18 protein-coding genes are annotated in these 19,951 nt (G+C 69.0%); 6 read left to right on the plus strand and 12 right to left on the minus strand.

Features of this window, described 5'->3' with window-relative positions:
* Positions 1 to 3: 3 nt before the first annotated feature.
* Positions 4 to 1,158 carry a phosphoserine transaminase gene (locus tag NHN26_RS01410; RefSeq protein WP_253087734.1) on the minus strand — a complete coding sequence of 385 codons (1,155 nt, stop codon included), beginning with the start codon at positions 1,156 to 1,158 and terminating at the stop codon, positions 4 to 6.
* Positions 1,159 to 1,314: 156 nt separating this feature from the next.
* Here NHN26_RS01410 and serB point away from each other — a divergent pair, with 156 nt between their 5' ends.
* Complete coding sequence (gene serB, locus NHN26_RS01415) at positions 1,315 to 2,190, plus strand: phosphoserine phosphatase SerB (protein ID WP_253087735.1); 876 nt, start codon at positions 1,315 to 1,317, stop codon at positions 2,188 to 2,190.
* Between the two features lie 132 nt (positions 2,191 to 2,322).
* Here the strand turns inward: serB and arfB are convergent, their stop codons facing one another.
* The 5 genes from arfB to NHN26_RS01440 form a co-directional block, all read right to left on the minus strand.
* Positions 2,323 to 2,745 carry an alternative ribosome rescue aminoacyl-tRNA hydrolase ArfB gene (gene arfB, locus NHN26_RS01420; protein WP_253087736.1) on the minus strand — a complete coding sequence of 141 codons (423 nt, stop codon included), beginning with the start codon at positions 2,743 to 2,745 and terminating at the stop codon, positions 2,323 to 2,325.
* A 253-nt stretch (positions 2,746 to 2,998) separates the two neighbouring features.
* Positions 2,999 to 3,619 carry a queuosine precursor transporter gene (locus NHN26_RS01425; protein ID WP_132693380.1) on the minus strand — a complete coding sequence of 207 codons (621 nt, stop codon included), beginning with the start codon at positions 3,617 to 3,619 and terminating at the stop codon, positions 2,999 to 3,001.
* A 498-nt stretch (positions 3,620 to 4,117) separates the two neighbouring features.
* Complete coding sequence (gene mepA, locus NHN26_RS01430; RefSeq protein WP_253087737.1) at positions 4,118 to 5,011, minus strand: penicillin-insensitive murein endopeptidase; 894 nt, start codon at positions 5,009 to 5,011, stop codon at positions 4,118 to 4,120.
* The gene (locus NHN26_RS01435) at positions 4,996 to 6,348 is read right to left on the minus strand and encodes an MFS transporter (RefSeq protein WP_253087738.1); all 1,353 of its coding nucleotides are present in this window, start codon (positions 6,346 to 6,348) and stop codon (positions 4,996 to 4,998) included. The genes mepA and NHN26_RS01435 overlap by 16 nt, the downstream gene beginning before the upstream one ends.
* Positions 6,349 to 6,423: 75 nt before the next feature.
* Positions 6,424 to 6,957 carry an acyl-CoA thioesterase gene (locus NHN26_RS01440; RefSeq protein ID WP_253087739.1) on the minus strand — a complete coding sequence of 178 codons (534 nt, stop codon included), beginning with the start codon at positions 6,955 to 6,957 and terminating at the stop codon, positions 6,424 to 6,426.
* Positions 6,958 to 7,095: 138 nt separating this feature from the next.
* On the opposite strand from NHN26_RS01440, the gene NHN26_RS01445 reads away from it, so the two are divergent.
* From NHN26_RS01445 to yaaA, 3 genes are all read left to right on the plus strand, one after another.
* Positions 7,096 to 7,386 (plus strand): YggT family protein, encoded by a 291-nt coding sequence (locus NHN26_RS01445; RefSeq protein ID WP_132693433.1) that lies wholly within the window; start codon positions 7,096 to 7,098, stop codon positions 7,384 to 7,386.
* Positions 7,387 to 7,476: 90 nt separating this feature from the next.
* The gene (gene recQ, locus NHN26_RS01450; RefSeq protein WP_253087740.1) at positions 7,477 to 9,522 is read left to right on the plus strand and encodes a DNA helicase RecQ; all 2,046 of its coding nucleotides are present in this window, start codon (positions 7,477 to 7,479) and stop codon (positions 9,520 to 9,522) included.
* A gap of 58 nt (positions 9,523 to 9,580) precedes the next feature.
* Positions 9,581 to 10,357, plus strand: a complete 777-nt coding sequence (gene yaaA / locus NHN26_RS01455) for a peroxide stress protein YaaA (protein ID WP_253087741.1) — start codon at positions 9,581 to 9,583, stop codon at positions 10,355 to 10,357.
* A 28-nt stretch (positions 10,358 to 10,385) separates the two neighbouring features.
* Here the strand turns inward: yaaA and NHN26_RS01460 are convergent, their stop codons facing one another.
* The 6 genes from NHN26_RS01460 to NHN26_RS01485 form a co-directional block, all read right to left on the minus strand.
* Positions 10,386 to 10,550 carry a hypothetical protein gene (locus NHN26_RS01460; protein ID WP_253087742.1) on the minus strand — a complete coding sequence of 55 codons (165 nt, stop codon included), beginning with the start codon at positions 10,548 to 10,550 and terminating at the stop codon, positions 10,386 to 10,388.
* A gap of 22 nt (positions 10,551 to 10,572) precedes the next feature.
* Positions 10,573 to 11,928, minus strand: a complete 1,356-nt coding sequence (locus NHN26_RS01465) for an amidase (RefSeq protein WP_253087743.1) — start codon at positions 11,926 to 11,928, stop codon at positions 10,573 to 10,575.
* Positions 11,921 to 13,336 carry a TRAP transporter large permease gene (locus tag NHN26_RS01470; protein ID WP_253087744.1) on the minus strand — a complete coding sequence of 472 codons (1,416 nt, stop codon included), beginning with the start codon at positions 13,334 to 13,336 and terminating at the stop codon, positions 11,921 to 11,923. Before NHN26_RS01470 ends, NHN26_RS01465 begins: the two co-directional genes overlap by 8 nt.
* Positions 13,333 to 13,917, minus strand: coding sequence for a TRAP transporter small permease subunit (locus NHN26_RS01475; protein WP_253087745.1), 585 nt, complete (start codon positions 13,915 to 13,917; stop codon positions 13,333 to 13,335). Before NHN26_RS01475 ends, NHN26_RS01470 begins: the two co-directional genes overlap by 4 nt.
* A 73-nt stretch (positions 13,918 to 13,990) precedes the next feature.
* Positions 13,991 to 15,121, minus strand: coding sequence for a TRAP transporter substrate-binding protein (locus NHN26_RS01480; RefSeq protein ID WP_253087746.1), 1,131 nt, complete (start codon positions 15,119 to 15,121; stop codon positions 13,991 to 13,993).
* 134 nt (positions 15,122 to 15,255) lie between these two features.
* Entirely contained in the window at positions 15,256 to 16,491 is a 1,236-nt protein-coding gene (locus tag NHN26_RS01485; RefSeq protein ID WP_253087747.1) for a lytic murein transglycosylase, read from the minus strand.
* Between the two features lie 122 nt (positions 16,492 to 16,613).
* Between NHN26_RS01485 and NHN26_RS01490 the strand changes: the two genes are divergently transcribed.
* Both NHN26_RS01490 and NHN26_RS01495 read left to right on the plus strand, forming a co-directional pair.
* Positions 16,614 to 18,494, plus strand: coding sequence for a sensor histidine kinase (locus NHN26_RS01490; RefSeq protein ID WP_253087748.1), 1,881 nt, complete (start codon positions 16,614 to 16,616; stop codon positions 18,492 to 18,494).
* Entirely contained in the window at positions 18,491 to 19,840 is a 1,350-nt protein-coding gene (locus NHN26_RS01495; protein WP_253087749.1) for a sigma-54-dependent transcriptional regulator, read from the plus strand. The genes NHN26_RS01490 and NHN26_RS01495 overlap by 4 nt, the downstream gene beginning before the upstream one ends.
* Positions 19,841 to 19,951: the final 111 nt, after the last annotated feature.

Here is a 19,951-nt window from a genome sequence, read left to right on the forward strand (position 1 = left end):
GGCTCAGGCGGCGGCGGCCTGCGCGGCGATCTCGGCCTCGAAGGCCCATTCGATCCAGGGCATCAGGGCCGCGACATCCGCCGTTTCCACGGTGGCGCCGCACCAGATCCGCAGGCCCGCAGGCGCATCCCGATAGGCCCCGATATCCAGCGCCACGCCTTCCTTCTCCAGCCGCTTGGCGATGGCCTTGGCAAAGGCCGCGCCGTCCGCGATGCGCGGGTCGGTGAATTTCAGGCAGACGCTGGTGTTCGAGCGCGTGGCCGGGTCCACCGCCAGGTTCTCGATCCAGGGCTTGCTGTCGACAAAGGACTGCACGGCGGCGAAATTCGCGTTCGACCGCGCGATCAGCGCGGGCAGCCCGCCGATGGATTTGCCCCAGGCCAGCGCCACAAGGTAATCCTCGACCGCCAGCATCGAGGGCGTGTTGATCGTCTCGCCCTCGAAGATCCCCTCGATCAGCTTGCCGCCCTTGGTCATGCGAAAGATCTTCGGCAGCGGCCAGGCGGGCTTGTAGCTTTCCAGCCGCTCGACCGCGCGCGGCGACAGGATCAGCATGCCATGCGCACCCTCGCCGCCCATCACCTTCTGCCAGCTGAAGGTCGTCACATCCAGCTTGTCCCAGGGCAGGTCCATCGCAAAGGCGGCGCTGGTCGCGTCGCAGATCGTCAGGCCCTGACGGTCCGCCGGGATCGCGTCGCCATTCGGCACGCGCACGCCCGAGGTGGTGCCGTTCCAGGTAAAGACGACGTCCTTGTCGAAATCGACCTGCGCGAAATCCACGATCTCGCCATAGGGCGCCTCGCGCACCACGGCATCCAGCTTCAGCTGCTTGACGACATCCGTGACCCAGCCCGCACCGAAGCTTTCCCAGGCCAGCATCTCGACACCGCGCGCACCCAGCAGCGACCACATCGCCATTTCAACGGCGCCGGTGTCCGAGCCGGGCACGATCCCGATGCGGTACTCGGCGGGGATCCCGAGGATCGCGCGGGTCTCCTCGATCGCGGCCTTCAGCCTGGCCTTGCCGATGGCGGCACGGTGCGAGCGCCCCAGGGGCGCGTCTGCCAGCATGTCGAGGGAAAAACCGGGGAGTTTGGCGCAGGGGCCAGAGGAAAAACGCGGGTTTGCCGGCCGCGCAGCCGGAGTCTCGATGACCATCGATGCTATCCTTCCAGATAAGCGCCCCTCGTTGGGGAGGGGTGTCCCACCGCCGCCATTACGCCCCTTCCCCCTCTGGCGCAAGGGGCAAAGCTGCGCTATTGCGCCGCTTCAACGCCCAATCGCGACACGCGCGCAGCCGAACGGACCCCACCCATGCATGTCATCACCCTGCTGACCGCGCCCGCCCGTCCGGCGCTCGACCCTGCGGCACTCGAGGCGCTGCGCAATGTTTGGGGCGGGGGGGCGGTGCTCTGGCTGGCGCCCGGTGTGGCCGCCGAATTCCCGGTCGAGACGCTCCCCGGCAATTTCCGCGACATCTGGGCCGAGTTCCAGGCGCTGGGCGTCGATCTCGTGGCCCAGCCCGCCGAGGGGCGCCGGAAACGCATGCTGATCGCCGACATGGATTCCACCATGATCGGGCAGGAATGCATCGACGAACTCGCCGACGAGGCGGGAGTCGGCCCGCATGTGGCCGAGATCACCGCCCGCGCGATGAATGGCGAGCTCGATTTCGAAGGGGCGCTGCGCGAGCGCGTGGCCCTGCTCGCGGGCCTGCCTTCCGATGTGATCGACAAGGTTCTGTCCACCCGCATCACCCACACGCCCGGCGGCCGCGAGCTTGTCGCCACGATGAAGGCGAATGGCGCGCATTGCGTGCTGGTCTCGGGCGGCTTCACCAGCTTCGCCGCGCGCGTCGCCGCCGATCTGGGCTTCGACGAATACCGGGCCAACACGCTTCTGGTCGAGGACGGAAAGCTCACCGGCAAGGTCGCCGAGCCGATCCTCGGCCGCGCGGCCAAGGTCTCGGCGCTCACCGGGATCTCCGCCCGGCTCGGGATCGGACCCGACCAGGTGATGGCCGTCGGCGACGGCGCGAACGATCTCGGCATGCTGGGGATCGCCGGGGCAGGCGTGGCGCTGCACGCCAAGCCCGCGGTCGCCGCGCAATGCGACATCCGCATCAACCATGGCGACCTGACCGCGCTGCTCCATATCCAGGGCTATGCAAAGGACGATTTCGCCGCCTGACCGGCCGGAAAGGCGCCAAGCCAAGCCGCCCCTGCCTTCTTCTGGCGTCAAATATCCCGGGGGTCCGGGGGCAGCGCCCCCCCCGGGTCGCCCTGGCGCCAGCCAGGGCGAAACCCCTCCCGCACCCCGCGCTTAATCCTCCGGCGATACCCGCCCGCGCAGCGTCTTGACCTCGCCGCGCTCCTTCTTGGCCTTCACGCGGCGGCGCTTCGACCCCAGGCTGGGCCGCGTCGGCACCCGGCGTTTCGGCGGGTCCAGTGCCGTGCGGATCAGCTCGGCCAGCCGTTCGCGGGCAATCTCGCGGTTGCGCGCCTGGCTGCGGGTCTCTTCCACCCGGATCAGCACAGCCCCCTCCAGCGTCCAGCGCCGCCCGGCCAGCCGTTTCAGCCGCGCCTTGACCGGATCGGGCAGGTTCGGCGAGCGCGCCGCCTCGAAGCGCAGATCGACCGCGGTCGAGACCTTGTTCACGTTCTGCCCGCCCGGCCCCGACGCGCGCGAGAAGACCTCGGTCAGTTCCCAATCCTCGATCGCGATGTCGTCGGTGATGCGCAGCATGCGGCAAGAGTGGGGCAGATCCCCGGAATTGGAAAGGGCCGCCCTTGCAGGCGGCCCCGAGAGCCAAGGAGATGGGCCGGTTAGAGCGACAGGCCCAATCGGAAGCGTCCAGCCTTCGGGGCTGCCCTCAGGCCACGGCCCTCCCGACTGTTCCAACACCTCTCTCCAATCTCACTCTAGACACTGGACCACCTCCTTTCTGCTGTTGCCGTTGAGACCAGCCTGCCACAGATTTGGTGTATGTCCAGTTAATTCACGCAACCTGTGCCGTCAGCCGCCCAACAATAAGGCGGAACGGGACCAATGCGATCAAGGCGAGGGCAAGTTTGACAGCCCAATCCGCCACCGCAAGCGACATCCAGAGCGGAACGACCGGCCCAAGCCCCAGCAGCGGCAGCGCCTCGTTCGCCCAGCCGACATCGTTCGCGGGCTCGATCACGCTCAGCCAGGCCGAGAAGGCGATGGTGAAGAACAGCGCCGTGTCCACGGTCGAGCCGATCAGCGTCGAGGCCAGCGGCGCACGCCACCAGCGCCCCTCGCGCAGCCGGTCGAACACCGCCACGTCCAGAAGCTGCGCGGTCAGGAAGGCCAGGCCCGAGCCCAGCGCGATGCGCAGCGTCACCAGCGGGCCGAACTCGCCGGTGATCTGGGTGCCGACAAACGAACAGGCCACCCCCACGACGAACCCCGTGAACACCACGCGCCGCGCCGCCGCCACCCCGTAGACGCGGTTCATCACGTCGGTGACAAGGAAGGCCAGCGGGTAGGTGAACGCACCCCAGGTCAGCCATTGGCCGAACAGGAATTGCACGAGGATGTTCGAGGCCACCACGATGGCGGCCATGGCAAGGATGCCGGGAAGCAGGCGGGTCATGGGCATGTGTTCCGTTTTGGCAAGGTCGCGGAGACTTGGCCCGCCGGTCTGCGGCGGACGCGGTTTCCTAGCCCTCTTCCGGCGCTCTGACAATCCGGTATTCGAAGATCTCGTTGCGCCGAAGGGCAAGGCCGGTGCGTCGGCCACCAGCGCCAGCCGGGCCGCACCACCCGCGCGCCCAGGCCGAAAGAGCTTTCTTGCCGACCCGCCGATATCTCCGGCAGCACCGCCTCGCTGCGAAACCTGATCGGTGCCGCGGCCCCCCTTTCGAGAAGGTGGAACCGGCCACCCGGTCCGAAGCCCGCCGCGACGGGATTGACCCGGTCGCGCGCGATCAGGCTGAAGGAATGCACCCGGCCTTTGCCCGCATGCGCGTCCACCGCAGTTCCGTGCCTCCCGATCCGCGGCGGCGGCACGAAGCGGCAAACCGGCCCGCCACCCGCATCGACAATCGCCCCTGCCAGCCCACAAGGCGCAGCAATGGCCCCGGCGCCGGGCTCAGTCCGCGGCCAGAACGCTGCGGCACTGGGCGGGCAGGTCGGCCATGGTGAACTCGCGCGGGTGGCGCTCTTTCGGGGCAGGGGGTGGTTTCGTGCCGGGCCGCGCCTTGGGCGGGTCGAGATATTCTGTCACCCACCATGTCAGCGTCTCGTCGCAGCCGTTCCCGCCCCTGGACAGGTCAGCTACCGTGGGGCGCTGGGTTTCGCAATGCCGATCCCCCGCGGGGCATTTCAGGCGGACGTGGAAATGGGTGTCATGCCCGTAAAGCGGCCGGATCTTCTGAAGCCAGGGGGTATCGGCCCGGGTCGCGGTCTTGCACAGCTCGATCTTGACGGGGGGCGTCACGAAGATGCGGTCCACCGCCGGATCCATCGCCGCGGCCCGCAGGATCGCCGCATGCGCGCGGGTATAGTTCCCGTTCACCCGGCGCTGATCCTGGCTGCGCACCGAGATCGAGGATATCTTCTCACGCTCGGCCCGGCTCAGGTTCAGCCGCCGGGGTGGCAGCATCCAGATGTCGATATCCAGCCCGATCTGGTGCGAGGAATGGCCCGATGTCATCGGCCCGCCGCGCGGCTGGCTGATATCGCCGATGTAAAGCCCCGGCCAGCCGTAGCGCGTGGCCTCGGCGCTGAACCGGCGGATGAAGGCGATGGTTTCGGGATGGCCCCAGTTGCGGTTGCGCGACAGCCGCATCGCCTGCCATGTCGGCCCCGTCTCGGGCAGTTCGACCAGCCCGGCCGCACAGCCCCGCGCATAGCTGCCGATTGCGGCGGGCTGCTGCGCCGAAGGGCGCGCCTTTGCGCCGAACAGCGCGCTTGCATTGGGCTCGGCCGCGGCCGGGGCTGCCAGCGCCAGCCCCAGGATCAGCCCGGTCAGGATGCGTGCCATCTGTCCTCCCGTTCGCCATCTGCCCGCACGAAGACTAGCAGACCGAGGCCGATCAGGAAAAGCACAACCAGGGGTGTAATGCCCGCCTGCTGGCTTCCGGTCAGGTCCGTCGTGATCCCGATGGCCAGCGGCGCAACGAAGGCGGTCGCCTTGCCCGCCAGTGCGTAAAGGCCGAAGGACTCGGTCATCCGCGCCGGGTTCGCCTGCAGAACCATCATCGTGCGGCTGGCCGCCTGCAAGGCCCCGCCCGACGCCCCGATGATCGCCCCCAGCACATAGAAGGCGATGTCGGGCAGGTTCGAGCCGGGCGGCACGGCAATGCCGAAAACGCTCTCGCGCGAGATCAGGATCACCCCGATCGCGACCAGCGTCAGCAGGACCACGTTGAAACCGATCACGGGTTTCGGCCCGAAGCGTTGATCGGCAACGCCCCCCACCCATGAGAACACCGCTGCCGAGATCACGGCCAGGATGCCGAATATCCCGACATCGACCACCGACCAGCCCAGCACCCCCGCCGCATAGATGCCGCCAAAGACATAGATGCCGTTCAGCGCGTCGCGGTAGAACATCGACGAGCCCAGATAGGCCAGAAGGCTGGGCGTGCGCGGCAGGTGCATCAGCGTCCTGCGCAACTCGGGCAGGCAGCTGGCCAGCGATTCGCGCAGCGTGGCCACGGGCGGGGTGCGCGGCACCCGGACCCACAGGAAGAACGGCACCATGAACAGGGCATACCACAGCGCCACGAACGGCCCGACAAAGCGCGTGCCCTCGCGCGTCTCGGGATCGAGCCCCAGGATGGGCGCCTGCCCCAGCAGCGTCCTGCCCTCGGCATTCTCGGCGAACAGCGCCAGCATCGCGACCAGCGCAAGCAGCCCGCCGACATAGCCGAACGCCCAGCCGGTGCCCGAGATGCGGCCAAGCTGGTTGCGCGGCCCCAGATCGGGCAGCAACGCGTTGGTGAAGATCGTCGCGAACTCCATCCCCACAAGGCCAAGCCCGAACAGGAACAGGATCAGCGGCAGGCTGAAGGTCTCGGGATGGGCCAGCCACAGCCCCCCCGCGCCCAGGACATAACAGGCCGAGAACAGCAGGATCCAGGGCATCCGGTGCCCGCTCTTGTCGGCGATCGCGCCCAGGATCGGGGCCAGCACCGCGATCACGATGCCCGCCGCGCCGACGCCATAGCCCCAGGCCGCCTGCGCCGCGCTGCCGTCGCCCAGCAATTCCTTGACATAGGGCGCGAATATGAAGGTCAGCAGCAGCGTCGCATAGGGCTGCGAGGCCCAGTCGAAGAACCACCAGCCCCAGATCCGCCGCCTTGCCGCGCCATCCATACGCCTGCCCCCGTCCTGCGATTTTCCGCATAAGACAGGGGAAATGACGGGTGCGCAACTCTGCTGCGGGTTGCCTCAGTCAGCCATCGGCGGCCAGGGGCGATGTGCCTCGGCGGCGATCCACTCCGACACCCAGCCCGGCAGCGGCGGCGAAGCGGTCACCCGCCCCATCGCCTCCATCACGCGCGCGGGCGCCACGATGCCCTTCGCATCCGTCACGGCCGAGCGGTAAAGCGCGTGATTGCAGCATTCCTCGCCGCGCCACATGCCCTGTTCGATATAGATGAACCGCGCATCCCAGCCGACGCAGCGGCTGCGAATCTGGAAGCGGTCGAACATCCGGACGCGCCGCCGGTAGCGCACCGTCACCCCCGCCATGGTCAGCCCCCAGCCCTGTTCGCGCAGCGCCCCGATCAACCCCACCCGTTTCGCCAGCGGCAGCCGCCCCAGATCCAGCAGCGTCAGCGTGCGCCCGTTGTTCAGCTCCATCCACGGGTCCAGATCCCAGGGCCAGCACATGTGATGCGAGACATGGGTGCCCGTCAGCGGCAGCGGCGCCGCGTTGCGGTGAACGTGGAATTGCTTGGCGAGACGCAGAAAGGGATACATCGGCAGGCTCCGGTCGGGCGGGGGCTGCCTCGCGCGGCGGGCGCCGGGCGTCAAGGGAAAACGCGGCGTCATGGCGGTTGCGCCGGGCGCCCGCCCGGATTACCTGTCGGAAAACCCGATCCGGAAGGCCCTGACATGGTGATGGCGATCTTTGCGTTGTTGAAACTGATCCTGGACGTCGTGTTCTTCATCATGATCGTCCACATCATCCTCAGCTGGCTGATCTCGTTTCAGGTGCTCAACACGCGCCAGCCGGTGGTGATGCAGATCTGGGACGGGCTGTCGCGCCTGCTTGAACCGGTCTATGGCCCGATCCGGCGCATCCTGCCCAATACCGGCGCGCTCGACCTGTCGCCGCTGGTCGTCTTCGTGATCGTGATCGCGCTGCGCGACATCCTTCTGCCCACGCTCGCCTCGGCCTTCTATTAAGGCCGCGCCGCGCCCTTGGGCTTGTCCCGGCCGCCCCGCTATGGGAAGGTCGGGCAAAACGAGCGGTAATCCGAGCATCCCAAGGGGACAATGGCCTCAGCCCACGACCTTCTGTCGTCCGTGTTCGGATTCGACGCCTTCCGGCCGGGCCAGCAAGAGATCGTGGCCGCCGTCGCGGCGGGGCGGAACACGCTGGCGATCATGCCGACCGGCGGGGGCAAGTCGCTCTGCTTCCAGTTGCCCGCGCTGCTGCGCGAGGGCGTGACGGTCGTCATCTCGCCGCTGATCGCGCTGATGCGCGACCAGGTGCGCGGGCTGGCCGAGGCGGGCGTGGCCGCGGGCGCGCTGACCTCCGGCAATACCGAGGACGAAACCCGCGAGGTCTTTGCCGCGCTGGATGCCGGGGCGCTGAAACTTCTCTACATGGCGCCCGAACGGCTGGCCTCGGCCGGCACGGTCAACCTGTTGCGGCGGATCGGCGTGGGGCTGATCGCGGTGGACGAGGCGCATTGCGTCAGCCAGTGGGGCCATGATTTCCGCCCCGACTACCTGCGCATCGGCGAGTTGCGCCGCGCGCTGGGCGTGCCGCTGGCGGCCTTTACCGCGACGGCGGATGCCGAAACCCGCGACGAGATCGTGGCGCGGCTGTTCGACGGGGTTGCACCGCAGACCTTCCTGCGCGGCTTCGACCGGCCGAACATCCACCTCGCCTTTGCCCCCAAGGACCAGCCGCGCCGCCAGATCCTGGCCTTTGCCGCCGCCCGCCGCGGCCAGTCGGGCATCGTCTATTGCGCGACCCGCGCCAAGACCGAAAGCCTGGCCGCCGCGCTGGCGCAGGCGGGACATGCCGCCTGCGCCTATCACGGCGGGATGGAGGCCGGGCCGCGCCGGGATGTCGAGGCGCGGTTCCAGACCGAGGACGGGCTGATCGTGGTGGCCACCGTCGCCTTCGGCATGGGTATCGACAAGCCCGATATCCGCTGGGTGGCCCATGCAGACCTGCCGAAATCCATCGAATCCTACTACCAGGAAATCGGCCGCGCGGGCCGCGACGGTGCCCCGGCCGAGACGCTGACGCTGTATGGCGCCGACGACATCCGCCTGCGCCGCACCCAGATCGACGAAAGCCCCGCGCCGCCCGAACGCCGCGCCGCCGATCACGCCCGGCTGAACGCGCTTCTGGGTCTGGCCGAGGCACCGTTCTGCCGCCGCCAGACGCTGCTGCGCTATTTCGGCGAGGCCGCGCTGGAACCCTGCGGCCATTGCGACCTCTGCGACAGCCCGCCCGAGCGGTTCGACGCCACCGAGGCCGTGCGCAAGGCGCTGTCGGCGATGCTGCGCACGGGCGAAAGCTTCGGCACCCAGCACCTGATCGACATCCTGACAGGGACCGCAACCGACAAGATCCGCGCCCGCGGCCATGACCGGTTGCCCACCTTCGGCGTGGGGCGCGAATTCGACCGCCGCGGCTGGCAGGCGGTGTTCCGCCAGATGATGGGCCGCGATCTGGTCCGCCCCGATCCCGATCGCCACGGCGCGCTGCGCATGATGGACGCCGCCCGCCCGATCCTGAAGGGCGAGGCCGCGATCGAGCTGCGCCGCGACACCATCGCCGCCGAGAAATCGCGTCCCGCGGTCAAGGCGCTGGTCTCCGACGAGGACGCGCCGCTTCTGTCCGCGCTCAAGGCGAAACGCCGCGCGCTGGCCGAGGCCGCAGGCGTGCCCGCCTATATCATCTTCACCGACCGCACCCTGATCGAGATGGCCGAGAAACGCCCCGAAACGCTGGACGCGATGGCGCGGATCGGCGGCGTGGGCGCGACCAAGCTCGACCGCTACGGCGCGGCATTCCTCGAGGTGATCGCCGGGGCGGCCGAACGGCCCCATCCGGCACGGCTGCGGCTGGCGGGGCGCGAAGCGGGCGAAATCTTCGACCGGCTGATGGAGGTGCAGCGCGATCTGAGCCGCGGCGCGGACGGCACCGGGAAATTCCTGTCCTGCCCCCACACCACGCTGCGCCACATCGCCGAACGCCGCCCCGCCAGCATCGAGGACATGGCCCGCCTGCCCGGCATGGGTCCGGCCAAGGCCGACCGCTTCGGCCCCGCCTTCCTTCAGGTGCTGGCCGGGGAGTAAGGCTGGACGGCACGGGCCCGTCTGCTATCTGTGCTGCCGGTTTCGGAAAAGGCTTCTCATGCTCGTCGTCATATCGCCCGCGAAACGGCTGGACCCTGCGCCGGTCGGGGGCATCAACCCCACGGCGCCCGCCTTTCAGGAGGACGCGGTGCATCTGGCCGCTGTTGCATCTGCGCTGAGCCCGGCGGAGCTGACGAAACTGATGCATATCAGCGACAAGCTCGCGCGCCTGAACGCCGACCGTTTCCGCGATTTCGCCGCCGCGCCGCAGCCCGAGGCGGTCAAGCCCGCGATCCTGATGTTCGCGGGCGACACCTATGCCGGGTTCGAGGCCGCCTCGCTGGATGCGGACGATCTGCGCGTTGCCCAGGACCGGCTGCGCATCCTGTCGGGGCTTTACGGTCTTCTGCGCCCGCTTGACGCGATCCGGCCGCACCGGCTGGAAATGGGCAGCCGGCTCAGGACCGACAGGGGCGAAACCCTCTATGCCTATTGGGGCGACCGGCTGGCCCGCGCCTTGAACGAGGCCGCGCAGGCGGCGGGCACCGACATTCTGGTGAACTGCGCCAGCCAGGAATATTTCGGCGCGGTCGACATCGGGGCGCTGCGCCTGCGGGTCATCACGCCCGTCTTCCTCGAGGACCGGCCGGGCGGGCCGAAGATCGTCAGCTTCTTCGCCAAGAAGGCGCGCGGCGCGATGGCGCGCTTCGTGGTCGAGCGGCGGCTGACCGATCCCGAGGCGCTGCTGGAGTTCGACACGGGCGGCTATCGCCACATCCCCGATCTGTCCGAACCGGACCGCCCCGTCTTCCTGCGCGGCGAGGTCGACGCCTGACCCGCGCGCAAGGCGTCGCCCGTGCCCGTCAGCCCCGCGGCTTGCCGCTCGAGGCGATGAAATCCCAGGCCACCAGCGCCACGGTCACGCCGATGACCAGCCACAGGTCGAGCCGGGGCACGCCCATCGCGAGGATCCCCAGGAAACCCGCGAAGACGGCGAAGGCGAAAATCGCAAGCAGGCGGTCGATCATGGCCGGTCCTTTCCGTCGTCAGTTATGCATCGGCCCAGTCGCAGAGCCATTGCGCGGTCCGTAACAGCCGCGCGTCATTGCCGATCTGTCCGACAAGCTGCACGCCCATCGGCAACCCGTTTCCGGCGGTCATCAGCGGCACCGTGACCGCGGGCGTGCCGCATAGCGTCCAGAGCCCGTTGAAGATCGCGCTGCCGGTCGAGCCCAGCCCCTCGGGCGCGGGGCCAAGGGCGGCGGGGCAGAGGATCGCGTCGCAGCGCTCGAAGATCTCGGCCAGCGCGGCATTCAGCACCGGTTTCCAGTCGAGCGCGGCCAGGTAGTCGCGCGCGGAAATGGCGTTGCCCTCGTCCAGCGCGGCGCGGGTTTCCTCGGCCAGCAGGTCGGGGTCGCGGCCGTAGCGATGATAGTAGCGCGCCATCTCGGCGAAATTGATGCGCCGCCGCTCGGGCTCGGCACCCGCAAAGGCGGGCGGCAGATCGACCTCGAAGACCTGATCGCCAAGCGCCTCGACCAGTTCGGCAAGACCCGCCTGCATCTCGGGATGGGCGTCGTCCCAGCCGGGCGGGCGGACGAAGGCGAAGACCGGCCTGACCGGCGGGGCGGCGCGCGCGACCTCGAACAGGCGGGGATGGGGGGCGGGCGCGGTGGCCGGGTCGGCGGCGTCATGGCCGAACAGCGCCTCGGCCAGCAGCGCGGCGCCCAGCGGGTCGTCGGCAAAGACGCCCAGCGTATCCAGGCTGGGCGATTGCATCAGCACGCCGCGCCGCGGGATCGCGCCGAAGCTGGGCTTGAACCCCGTCACCCCGCAGAAGGACGCGGGCCGGATCACCGAGCCGCCGGTCTGCGTGCCCACCGCCAGCGGCACCATGCCCGCCGCCACCGCCGCGGCCGAGCCCGAGGAGGACCCGCCGGGCGTGTGCCCCGGGTTGTGCGGATTGCGCGTCTTGCCCGGATGCAGGAAGGCCAGTTCGGTCGTCACCGTCTTGCCCATCACGATGGCACCCGCCGCGCGCAGCCGTTCCACCAGAAAGGCATCGCGCTGCGGCACCCGGCCCCGGTCCAGCGCGGCGCCGTTCTCGGTGGGGATCTTGGCGGTGTCGATGACATCCTTCAGCCCCACCGGCAGCCCGTGCAGCGGCCCGATGGCGCGGCCGGTTTCGCGGTGGCGGTCCAGCGCCTCGGCCTGCGCCATCGCGTGATCGCCGTCGAGCCAGGCCCAGGCCTGCACCTCGGGTTCGGCCGCGGCGATGCGGGCAAGGCTGGCCTCGACCAGATCGGCGGCGCGGAACTCGCCCGCGGCCAGCCTGTCGCGGATCGCGACCGCGCCCAGCGACAGGGCCGCCGCGGCCGACCGTGCGCGCGGGTTCGCCTTATCCATAGAACAGCCTCGGCAGGTAGTAGACGATATCGGGATAGATATACATCAGCGCCATCGCCAGGATCACGCAGAACAGGAACGGCATCACCCCGCGGAAGATCGCCGTCAGCTGCACCGATGGCGGCGCGATGCCCTTCAGGTAATAGGCCGACATCGCCATCGGTGGTGTCAGGAAGCTGGTCTGAAGGTTCAGCGCCACCAGCACGCCGAAGAACAGCGGGTCGATCTCGAAGAACTTCAACAGCGGCAGGAAGATCGGCACGAAGATGATGATGATCTCGGACCATTCCAGCGGCCAGCCCAGCAGGAAGATGATGAGCTGCGCAAGGATCAGGAATTGCAGCGGCGTCAGGTTCATGCCCTGCACGAATTCCGAGATCAGATGCTCGCCCCCCAGATAGGAGAACACCGCCGAGAAGGTGTAGGACCCGACGAACAGCCAGCACACCATCGCCGTCGTGCGCACCGTCAGATAGACGCTTTCGCGCAGCCGCTTGAAGCTCATCGCCCGGTAGATCACCGCCAGCAGCATGCCCCCCAGCGCGCCGATCGCGGCCGCCTCGGTCGGGGTGGCCAGACCGAACAGGATCGAGCCCAGAACCGACGCGATCAGGAAGGCCAGCGGCAGGAACGAGGTGACGATCATCACCGCCAGCTTGCCGAAGGGCACCCTCGGCACCTCCTCCTCGGTGGGCCGCGGCGCGACCGACGGTTGCAGGATCGCCCGGCCCATGACGTAGATCAGGTAAAGCCCGACCAGCGTCAGTCCCGGCAACAGCGCCGCGGCATAAAGCCGGACGATGGACACGCCCGAGGCCGCGGCATAGACGATCAGCATGATCGAGGGCGGGATCAGGATGCCCAGCGTGCCGCCCGCGCAGATGATGCCGCTGGCAAAGGACGGGCTGTAGCGCGCCTTGAGCATGGCGGGCAGCGCCAGCAGGCCCATCAGCGTCACCACCGCGCCGACGATGCCGGTCGCCGTGGCGAACAGCGCGCAGGTGATCAGCGCCGCAACCCCCATCGAGCCGGGCACGTTGCGCGCGGCGATGTTCAGCGTGCCGAACAGCCGGTCCACGATATTCGCGCGCTCGACGATATAGCCCATGAACAGGAACAGCGGCACCGCGGTCAGCACCTCGTTCGACATCACCGTATAGGTCTGGTTCACGAACAGGTCGAAGATGCGGTTGTTGAACACCCCCTCGATCCAGGTGGTCCACCGCTCCCACATGTCGGCGTCCTCGCCGAGGCGGTTGAAGCTTCGCCACATCCGGCCCGCGTCGAAATAGGCGTAATAGCCAAAGCCGATGCCCATCGCCATCAGCGTGAAGGCGATCGGAAAGCCCAGGAAGACGAAGACGATGAACAGCCCCAGCATCATCAGGGCGATTTGGGGGTCCGTCATATGTGATGATCCCTCTCGGCCTTGTCGGCCTCTCGTATCAGGATGTCCTCGGTCTCGAACACGTCCTCTTCGGCCAGAAGCCATTCATTGGTGCGGATCGCCAGGATGCAGCGGCAGACCTGCGCGATGCCCTGCACGAACAGCAACAGCCCCGCCGCCACCAGCACCGATTTGAACTGGTAGATCGGAATGCCCGCCGGGCTGTTGATCGAAACCTCGGTATAGCTCCAGGAGCGCGAGGCATATTTCCAGCCCGCGAAGATCAGCGCCAGGATGCCGGGGAAGAAGAACAGGATATACAGCACCAGATCGACCTTGGCCTGGGTTCTGGGCTGCCACAGCCGATACAGGAAGTCGCCCCGCACATGCCCGCCCCGCGACAGCGTGTAGGCGCCGCCCATCATGAACAGCGTGCCATACATGATGAAGGACACGTCCAGTGCCCAGGGCGTCGGGTTGTTCATGACGTAGCGCACGAAGACCTCGTAGCCCGTGCCCACGGCCATCAGGATGATCAGCCAGGCGAATGCCCTGCCGAACCAGGCCGACAGGTTGTCGGCGAAACGGATGAATCCGACCACGACCATTCCCCCTTGTCGCGCGACGAACCCCGGCGGCTGCGGCCGCCGGGGTCTTTCAGCTCTTGCCGATGGGTCAGAGGTTCAGGCGGCCCGGGAAGAAATGCTCGTAGGCGAGCGTCAGGTCCGGGGAAGCCATCAGTTCGAAATAGGCGACCTTTTCCACCCATGCGCGCTGGCTGTCCATGATCCGCTTGTTCAGGTCGTCCTTTTCCAGATCGGCGATGATCTGGTCCCAGGCTTCCAGCTGGGCCGCCAGGATTTCCTTCGAGGTGCGGTGCACGGTGACGCCGAACTCCTCGCGGATGCGCTCCAGGTCGTTGGAATATTCGCGCAGCGACAGCGCGGTGTTCGAGGTGGAGGCCGCCTCGACCCCGTATTTCAGGATCGCCTGCAGATCCTCGTCCAGATCGTCGAAGAAATCCTTGTTGAACACGAACTCGAAGGATTCGGACGCCTGGTGATAGGACGACAGGTAGTAGTTCTTGGCCACGTCCGGCGCGCCGAAGCGCAAGTCCGAGGACGGGTTGTTGAACTCGAAGGCGTCGATCACGCCGCGTTCCATCGCCGGGACGATCTCGCCGCCCGGAAGCTGCGCAACGCTCATCCCCATGGCCTGCAGCAGGTCGGCCGCCAGCCCCACGGTGCGATACTTGAAGCCCTGAAGGTCGGCCGGGGCGTTCACCTCGCCCTTGAACCAGCCAAAGGGCTGGGCGGGCATCGGGAAGCCCATGAAGCCATAGACGTTCAGCCGCAGCACGTCCTGCGTCAGTTCGCGGTAAAGTTCCGCGCCGCCACCCTGGTAGAACCAGCCCAGCATCGTGTTGGCATTGCCGCCAAAGACCGGGCCGGTGCCGAAGAACGACGCCGCCTTGTGCTTGCCATACCAGTAGACGGGCACCGTATGCGTGGCGTCGATCACGCCGTCATGCACCGCATCCATCACCTGGAACGCGCCGACGACCGCACCCGCGGGCAGCAGGTCGACCCGCAGGCGGCCGCCCGACATTTCCTCGACCCGGGTGACGTATTGCCTGGCGAAATCCATCCAGATGTCCGAGGCGGGCCAGGATGTCTGCATCTTGACCACCAGTGGCGACTGGGCCAGCACGGCGGGTGCTGCCAGCGCGGTTCCGGCGGCGGCCCCGCCCATCAGCGCCGATTTCTTCAGGAACGAGCGGCGGTCGAGCGATTTCTGTTCGGACATGTCTTTCCTCCCAAGCCCCTTCAGGGGCGTTAATTGTTCCCGCGGATGCGGGAAATTCGGCAAGTGGCCCAGATCTATAGCAGCCGTATTGCAGAGAGCAACCTATCCAAGCCGCTAGGGTTGGCAACCCGCGATCAGCGCAGCCGCCGCAACAACTCTGCCGAGGGCTGTCCGGTGACCGGCAGGCCCGCCCGTTGCTGATAGCCGCGGATCGCGGCTTCGGTGCGGGCGCCGATCACCCCGTCGGCGCCGCCGGTGTCAAGACCCGCCGCGGTCAGGCGGCGCTGCAACTCCTTGCGGTCGTCCAGCGTCAGGCCAGTGGCATCCGGCGGAAAGCGTCCCCGGATCGGCGGCCGCCCCAGCAGCCGGTCGGACAGGTGGCCCACCCCGATCGCGTAGTTCTGGGCGTTGTTGTAGCGCAGGATCACGTCGAAGTTGCGGAACAGCGCAAAGGCCGGGCCGCCCGGCCCCGCGGGCACCAGAATCGCCGTCGGCCCATGATCGGGCAGGGGGCGGCCGTTCATGTCCCGCACCCCCATCGCCGACCAGGCGCCCGCCTCGCGCCGGTTGCCCCGCCCCGCGCGCGCGGCGTCGAAACCGGGCGGCAGTTGCACCTCCATCCCCCAGGGCCGCCCCGCCTGCCAGCCCGACCGGCCCAGATAGGCCGCCGCCGAGGCCAGCGCGTCGGCGGGATCGTCCGACCAGATATCGGCCCGCCCGTCGCCGTCGAAATCCACCGCATAGGCCAGATACGAGGTCGGGATGAACTGGGTATGCCCCATCGCGCCCGCCCAGCTTCCGGTCATCCGTTCCGGGGTCACGTCGCCGCGTTGAAGGATCCGCAGCGCCGCGATCAGTTGCTGCTCGAAGAACGCCCCGCGCCGCCCGTCGAAGGCCAGCGTCGAGGTCGAGGCGACGACCGGGATATCCCCCCGCCTCTCGCCATACATGCTTTCCAGCCCCCAGATCGCGGTCACCACTTCGGGCGGCACGCCATGGCGCGCCTCGATGGCCCGCAGCACCGCCTGCCGCCGCGCAAGCTGGGCCCGGCCCTTGGCGATCCGCTCGTCCGAGGCGGCGATCGCCAGGTAGTCCTCCAGCGTGCGGGTGAACTCGGTCTGGCTGCGGTCGCGCTCGACCACATCGGGCAGGAACCCCGCGGTCCTCAGCGCGCGGTCCAGCGTGGCGGGCGCAATGCCCTGCATCGCGGCGCGCTGGCGGAACCCGGCCAGCCAGGCGTCATAGGCCGGATTCGCCACCGGCCGCGCCGTCGCGCGGCTGGCGGGCGGCGGGCTGCCGACCCCGCCCGAACAGGCCGCCAGCGCCGAGATCCCAAGCCATGCCGTCAGACTGCGTCGCGTGATCCTCATCGGTTCCTCCCTTGCCGGCCCGTGACCTGCATAAGCGATCCGCCCCGCCCCGGCAAAGCCCGACCGCCGCCCCGGCGGGCGGGTTTGCCCGCGTCAGTCCGGCATGCTAGCGTCGCGCGGTCTTGGACAGCGAGAAAGGGACCGGGACCGACATGCCCGAACGGATCGCCGCAGCGACGGCCCGCGGCAGGCACGCCGCGCAGGGGGCGCTTGCGCTTTTCGGGCTGCTGGTCGTGCTGCTGGCCGGGGTCTTCGTGCATGCCCAGGCCCAGCGCGTCTTTCTGGACGATACCGCGCGGCGGGGCGACACCACGCTGCGGCTGGCGGTCTCGACGCTCACCGCGCAGCTCGACCGGTTCCAGCGGCTGCCCCGGCTGGTCGCCGAACAGCCGGTGATCCGGGCGCTGGCCGCCCATCCCCATGATCCCGCCCGCATCGCCGCCGCGAACCTGACGCTGCGCCATATCGCGGTGACGCTGGGCGCGTCGGACATCTATTTCATGGACCCGGGCGGGATCACCCGCGCGGCGTCGAATTTCGACCAGCCGACCTCCTTCATCGGCGGCAATTTCGCCTTCCGCCCCTATTTCACGCAGGCGCTGGCGGGCGGCGAGGGGCGGTTCTTCGCGCTGGGCACGACCTCGGGCAAGCGCGGCTATTATTTCGGCGCACCGGTGCGGGTGGATGACCGGATCGCGGGGGTGATGGTCGTCAAGATCGACCTCGACGCGATCGAGGACACCTGGCGCGGCGGCGATGACGAGGTGTTGGTCACCGATCCCGAGAACATCATCTTCCTGTCCTCGCGGCCCGACTGGCTGTTCCGCCCCTATGTCCGGCCGGATGCCGATGCGGCGGCCCGCACCCGGGCGACCCGGCGCTATGCCGACCTCGCGATCACGGGCGCGCCGCTGCTCACCGGCCTGCCGGGCCCGGACGGGCTGGCCCGGCCCGGGACGGGCGGCGCGATGCTGGCGCTGTCCGAACGGATGGAGACGGCGGGCTGGAAGGTGACCGTCCTTCTGGACACCGCTCTGGCCAGGCGCCAGGCCATCGTCTTCACGCTGGCGGTCATGCTGGCGCTGGGGCTTCTGATGGCGCTTGCCGCCGCGCTCTGGCAGCGGCGGGCGCGGCTGCGCGACCGCCTCGCCATGCAGGCCGCCGCCCGGGCCGAGCTCGAGCGCCGCGTGGCCGCGCGCACCGCCGAACTGGCCGCCCTGAACGCCCGGCTGGGCGCCGAGGTGGCCGAACGCGCCGCCGCCGAGGCCAACCTGCGCCAGGCCCAGGCCGACCTGATCCAGGCGGCCAAGCTGGCGGCGCTGGGCCAGATGTCGGCGGCGCTCAGCCACGAGTTCAACCAGCCGCTGGCCGCCGTGCGCAACTATGCCGAGACCCTGCCGACGCTGGTGGAGCGCGGCCGCACCGACGAGGCGCGGCGCAATGCCGGGCGCATCCTCGCCCTGGTCGACCGGATGGCGGCGCTGGGCCGCGACCTGCGCAACTTCGCCCGCACGCCCGAACGCGGCGTGGGCCGGGCCTCGCTGCCCGAGGTGATCCGCGCGGCCTCCGAGATCGCGGGCCCGCGCCTGCGCGCGGCGGGCGCGGATCTGGCCGTGACGCTTGCCCCCGACCTGCCCGCGGTGGCCGGCGGCCCGCTCCGGCTGGAACAGGTGCTGGTCAATGTCATCACCAATGCCGCGGATGCGGTCGACGGGCGGGCCGACCGCCGCATCCTGCTGACCGCCGAACCGACGGCAACGGGCGCCCGCATCCGGGTCCGCGATTTCGGCCCCGGCGTGCCGGACGCGCTGCGCGAACGCATCTTCGATCCGTTCTTCACTACCAAGGGCGTCGGTCGCGGGCTGGGGCTGGGCTTGTCGATTTCCTACAACATCGTCCAGGATTTCGGCGGCGAACTGACGCTGGTCGATCCCGAGGGCGGCGGCGCCGAGTTCCGGATCGACCTGCGGCGCGCCGCGGACGAAGGGATACAGGCGGCGTGAGCGGGGCGCGCGTTCTTCTGGTCGATGACGAGCCCGACCTGCGCACCTCGACCGCGCAGGCGCTGGATCTCGAAGGCTTTGCCGTGCAGGAACTGGCCGAGGCGGGCCGGGTGCTGGATCTGGTCAGCTTCGGCTTTCCCGGCGTCGTCGTGACCGACATCCGCATGCCCGGCATGGACGGGCTGACGCTGATGAACCGCATCCACGAGATCGACCGCGACATTCCCGTGATCCTCGTGACCGGCCATGGCGATGTGCAGCTTGCCGTCCGGGCCATGCGCGACGGCGCCTACGATTTCGTGGAAAAGCCCTTTTCCGCCTCGCAACTGGCCGAGATCGTGGCCCGCGCCGCCGATTACCGGCGGCTGGTGGTCGAGAACCGCGTGCTGCGCGCCGCGGCCGGTCAGGCCGACGACCTCGAGGCCCGGCTGGTCGGCCGCTCGACCGCGATGATCGACCTGCGGCGGCGGATCCGGACCATCGGCCCGTCCGAGGCGGATGTGCTCGTCATCGGCGAGACCGGCACCGGCAAGGACCTGGTCGCCCGTGCGCTGCACGATCTGTCGCCGCGCGCGCAACGCCCCTTTGTCGCCATCGACTGCGCCGCGCTGCCGCCCGCCCTGATCGAAAGCGAACTGTTCGGCCATGAGGCGGGCGCCTTTGCCGGGGCGTTGCGGCCGCGGGTGGGCAAGCTGGAACATGCCCGCGGCGGCACGGTGCTGCTGGACGACATCGCCTCTATGCCGATAGAGACGCAGGGGACGCTGTTGCATGTGATCGAGCGGCGCGAGATCACACGGCTCGGCTCGAACGAGGCGGTGCCGCTCGATCTGCGCTTCATGGCGACCAGCCGGATGCCGCTGGAGGAGGAGGTGGCGGCGGGCCGGTTCCGGGCCGATCTGCTTTACCGGCTGAACGTGGTCACGCTGACCGTGCCGCCGCTGGCCGCGCGGCCCGAGGATGTGGCGCCGCTGTTCCTGCGGCTGGTGGCCGAGGCCGCGCAACGCCACCGGGTCGAGCCGCCCGCCCCGCCGCCCGCGCTGGTCGCGGCGGTGGCGGCGCGCGACTGGCCGGGCAATGTCCGCGAACTCAGGAACGCCGCCGACCGCTATGCGCTGGGGCTGGGCATCGCCGAGATGCCGGGCGAGACCGAGTCGCCCTCGCGCCTGGCCGCCCGCGTCGCGGCCTTCGAGAAGCGCGAGATCGAGGCCGCGCTGGCGGCCCACAAGGGCGCGATCCGGCCGGTCTACGAGGCGCTGGGCCTGTCGCGCAAGACGCTGTGGGAGAAGATGCAGAAGCACGGCATCGACAAGACCGCCTTCGGCGCCGCGGACGACGACGAGTAAACGGATGGGGGGAATTCCCCCCATGCCCCGGCGGCCGATGTTACGAAATCCACACATTTCGCGCAGCATGCGGCGGTTTTCTTCCCCCGATCGCATCTGCAAGGTTGCACA

The sequence above is a fragment of the Rhodovulum tesquicola genome, assembly GCF_024128855.1.
In the GTDB taxonomy this organism is placed as follows: domain Bacteria; phylum Pseudomonadota; class Alphaproteobacteria; order Rhodobacterales; family Rhodobacteraceae; genus Rhodovulum; species Rhodovulum tesquicola.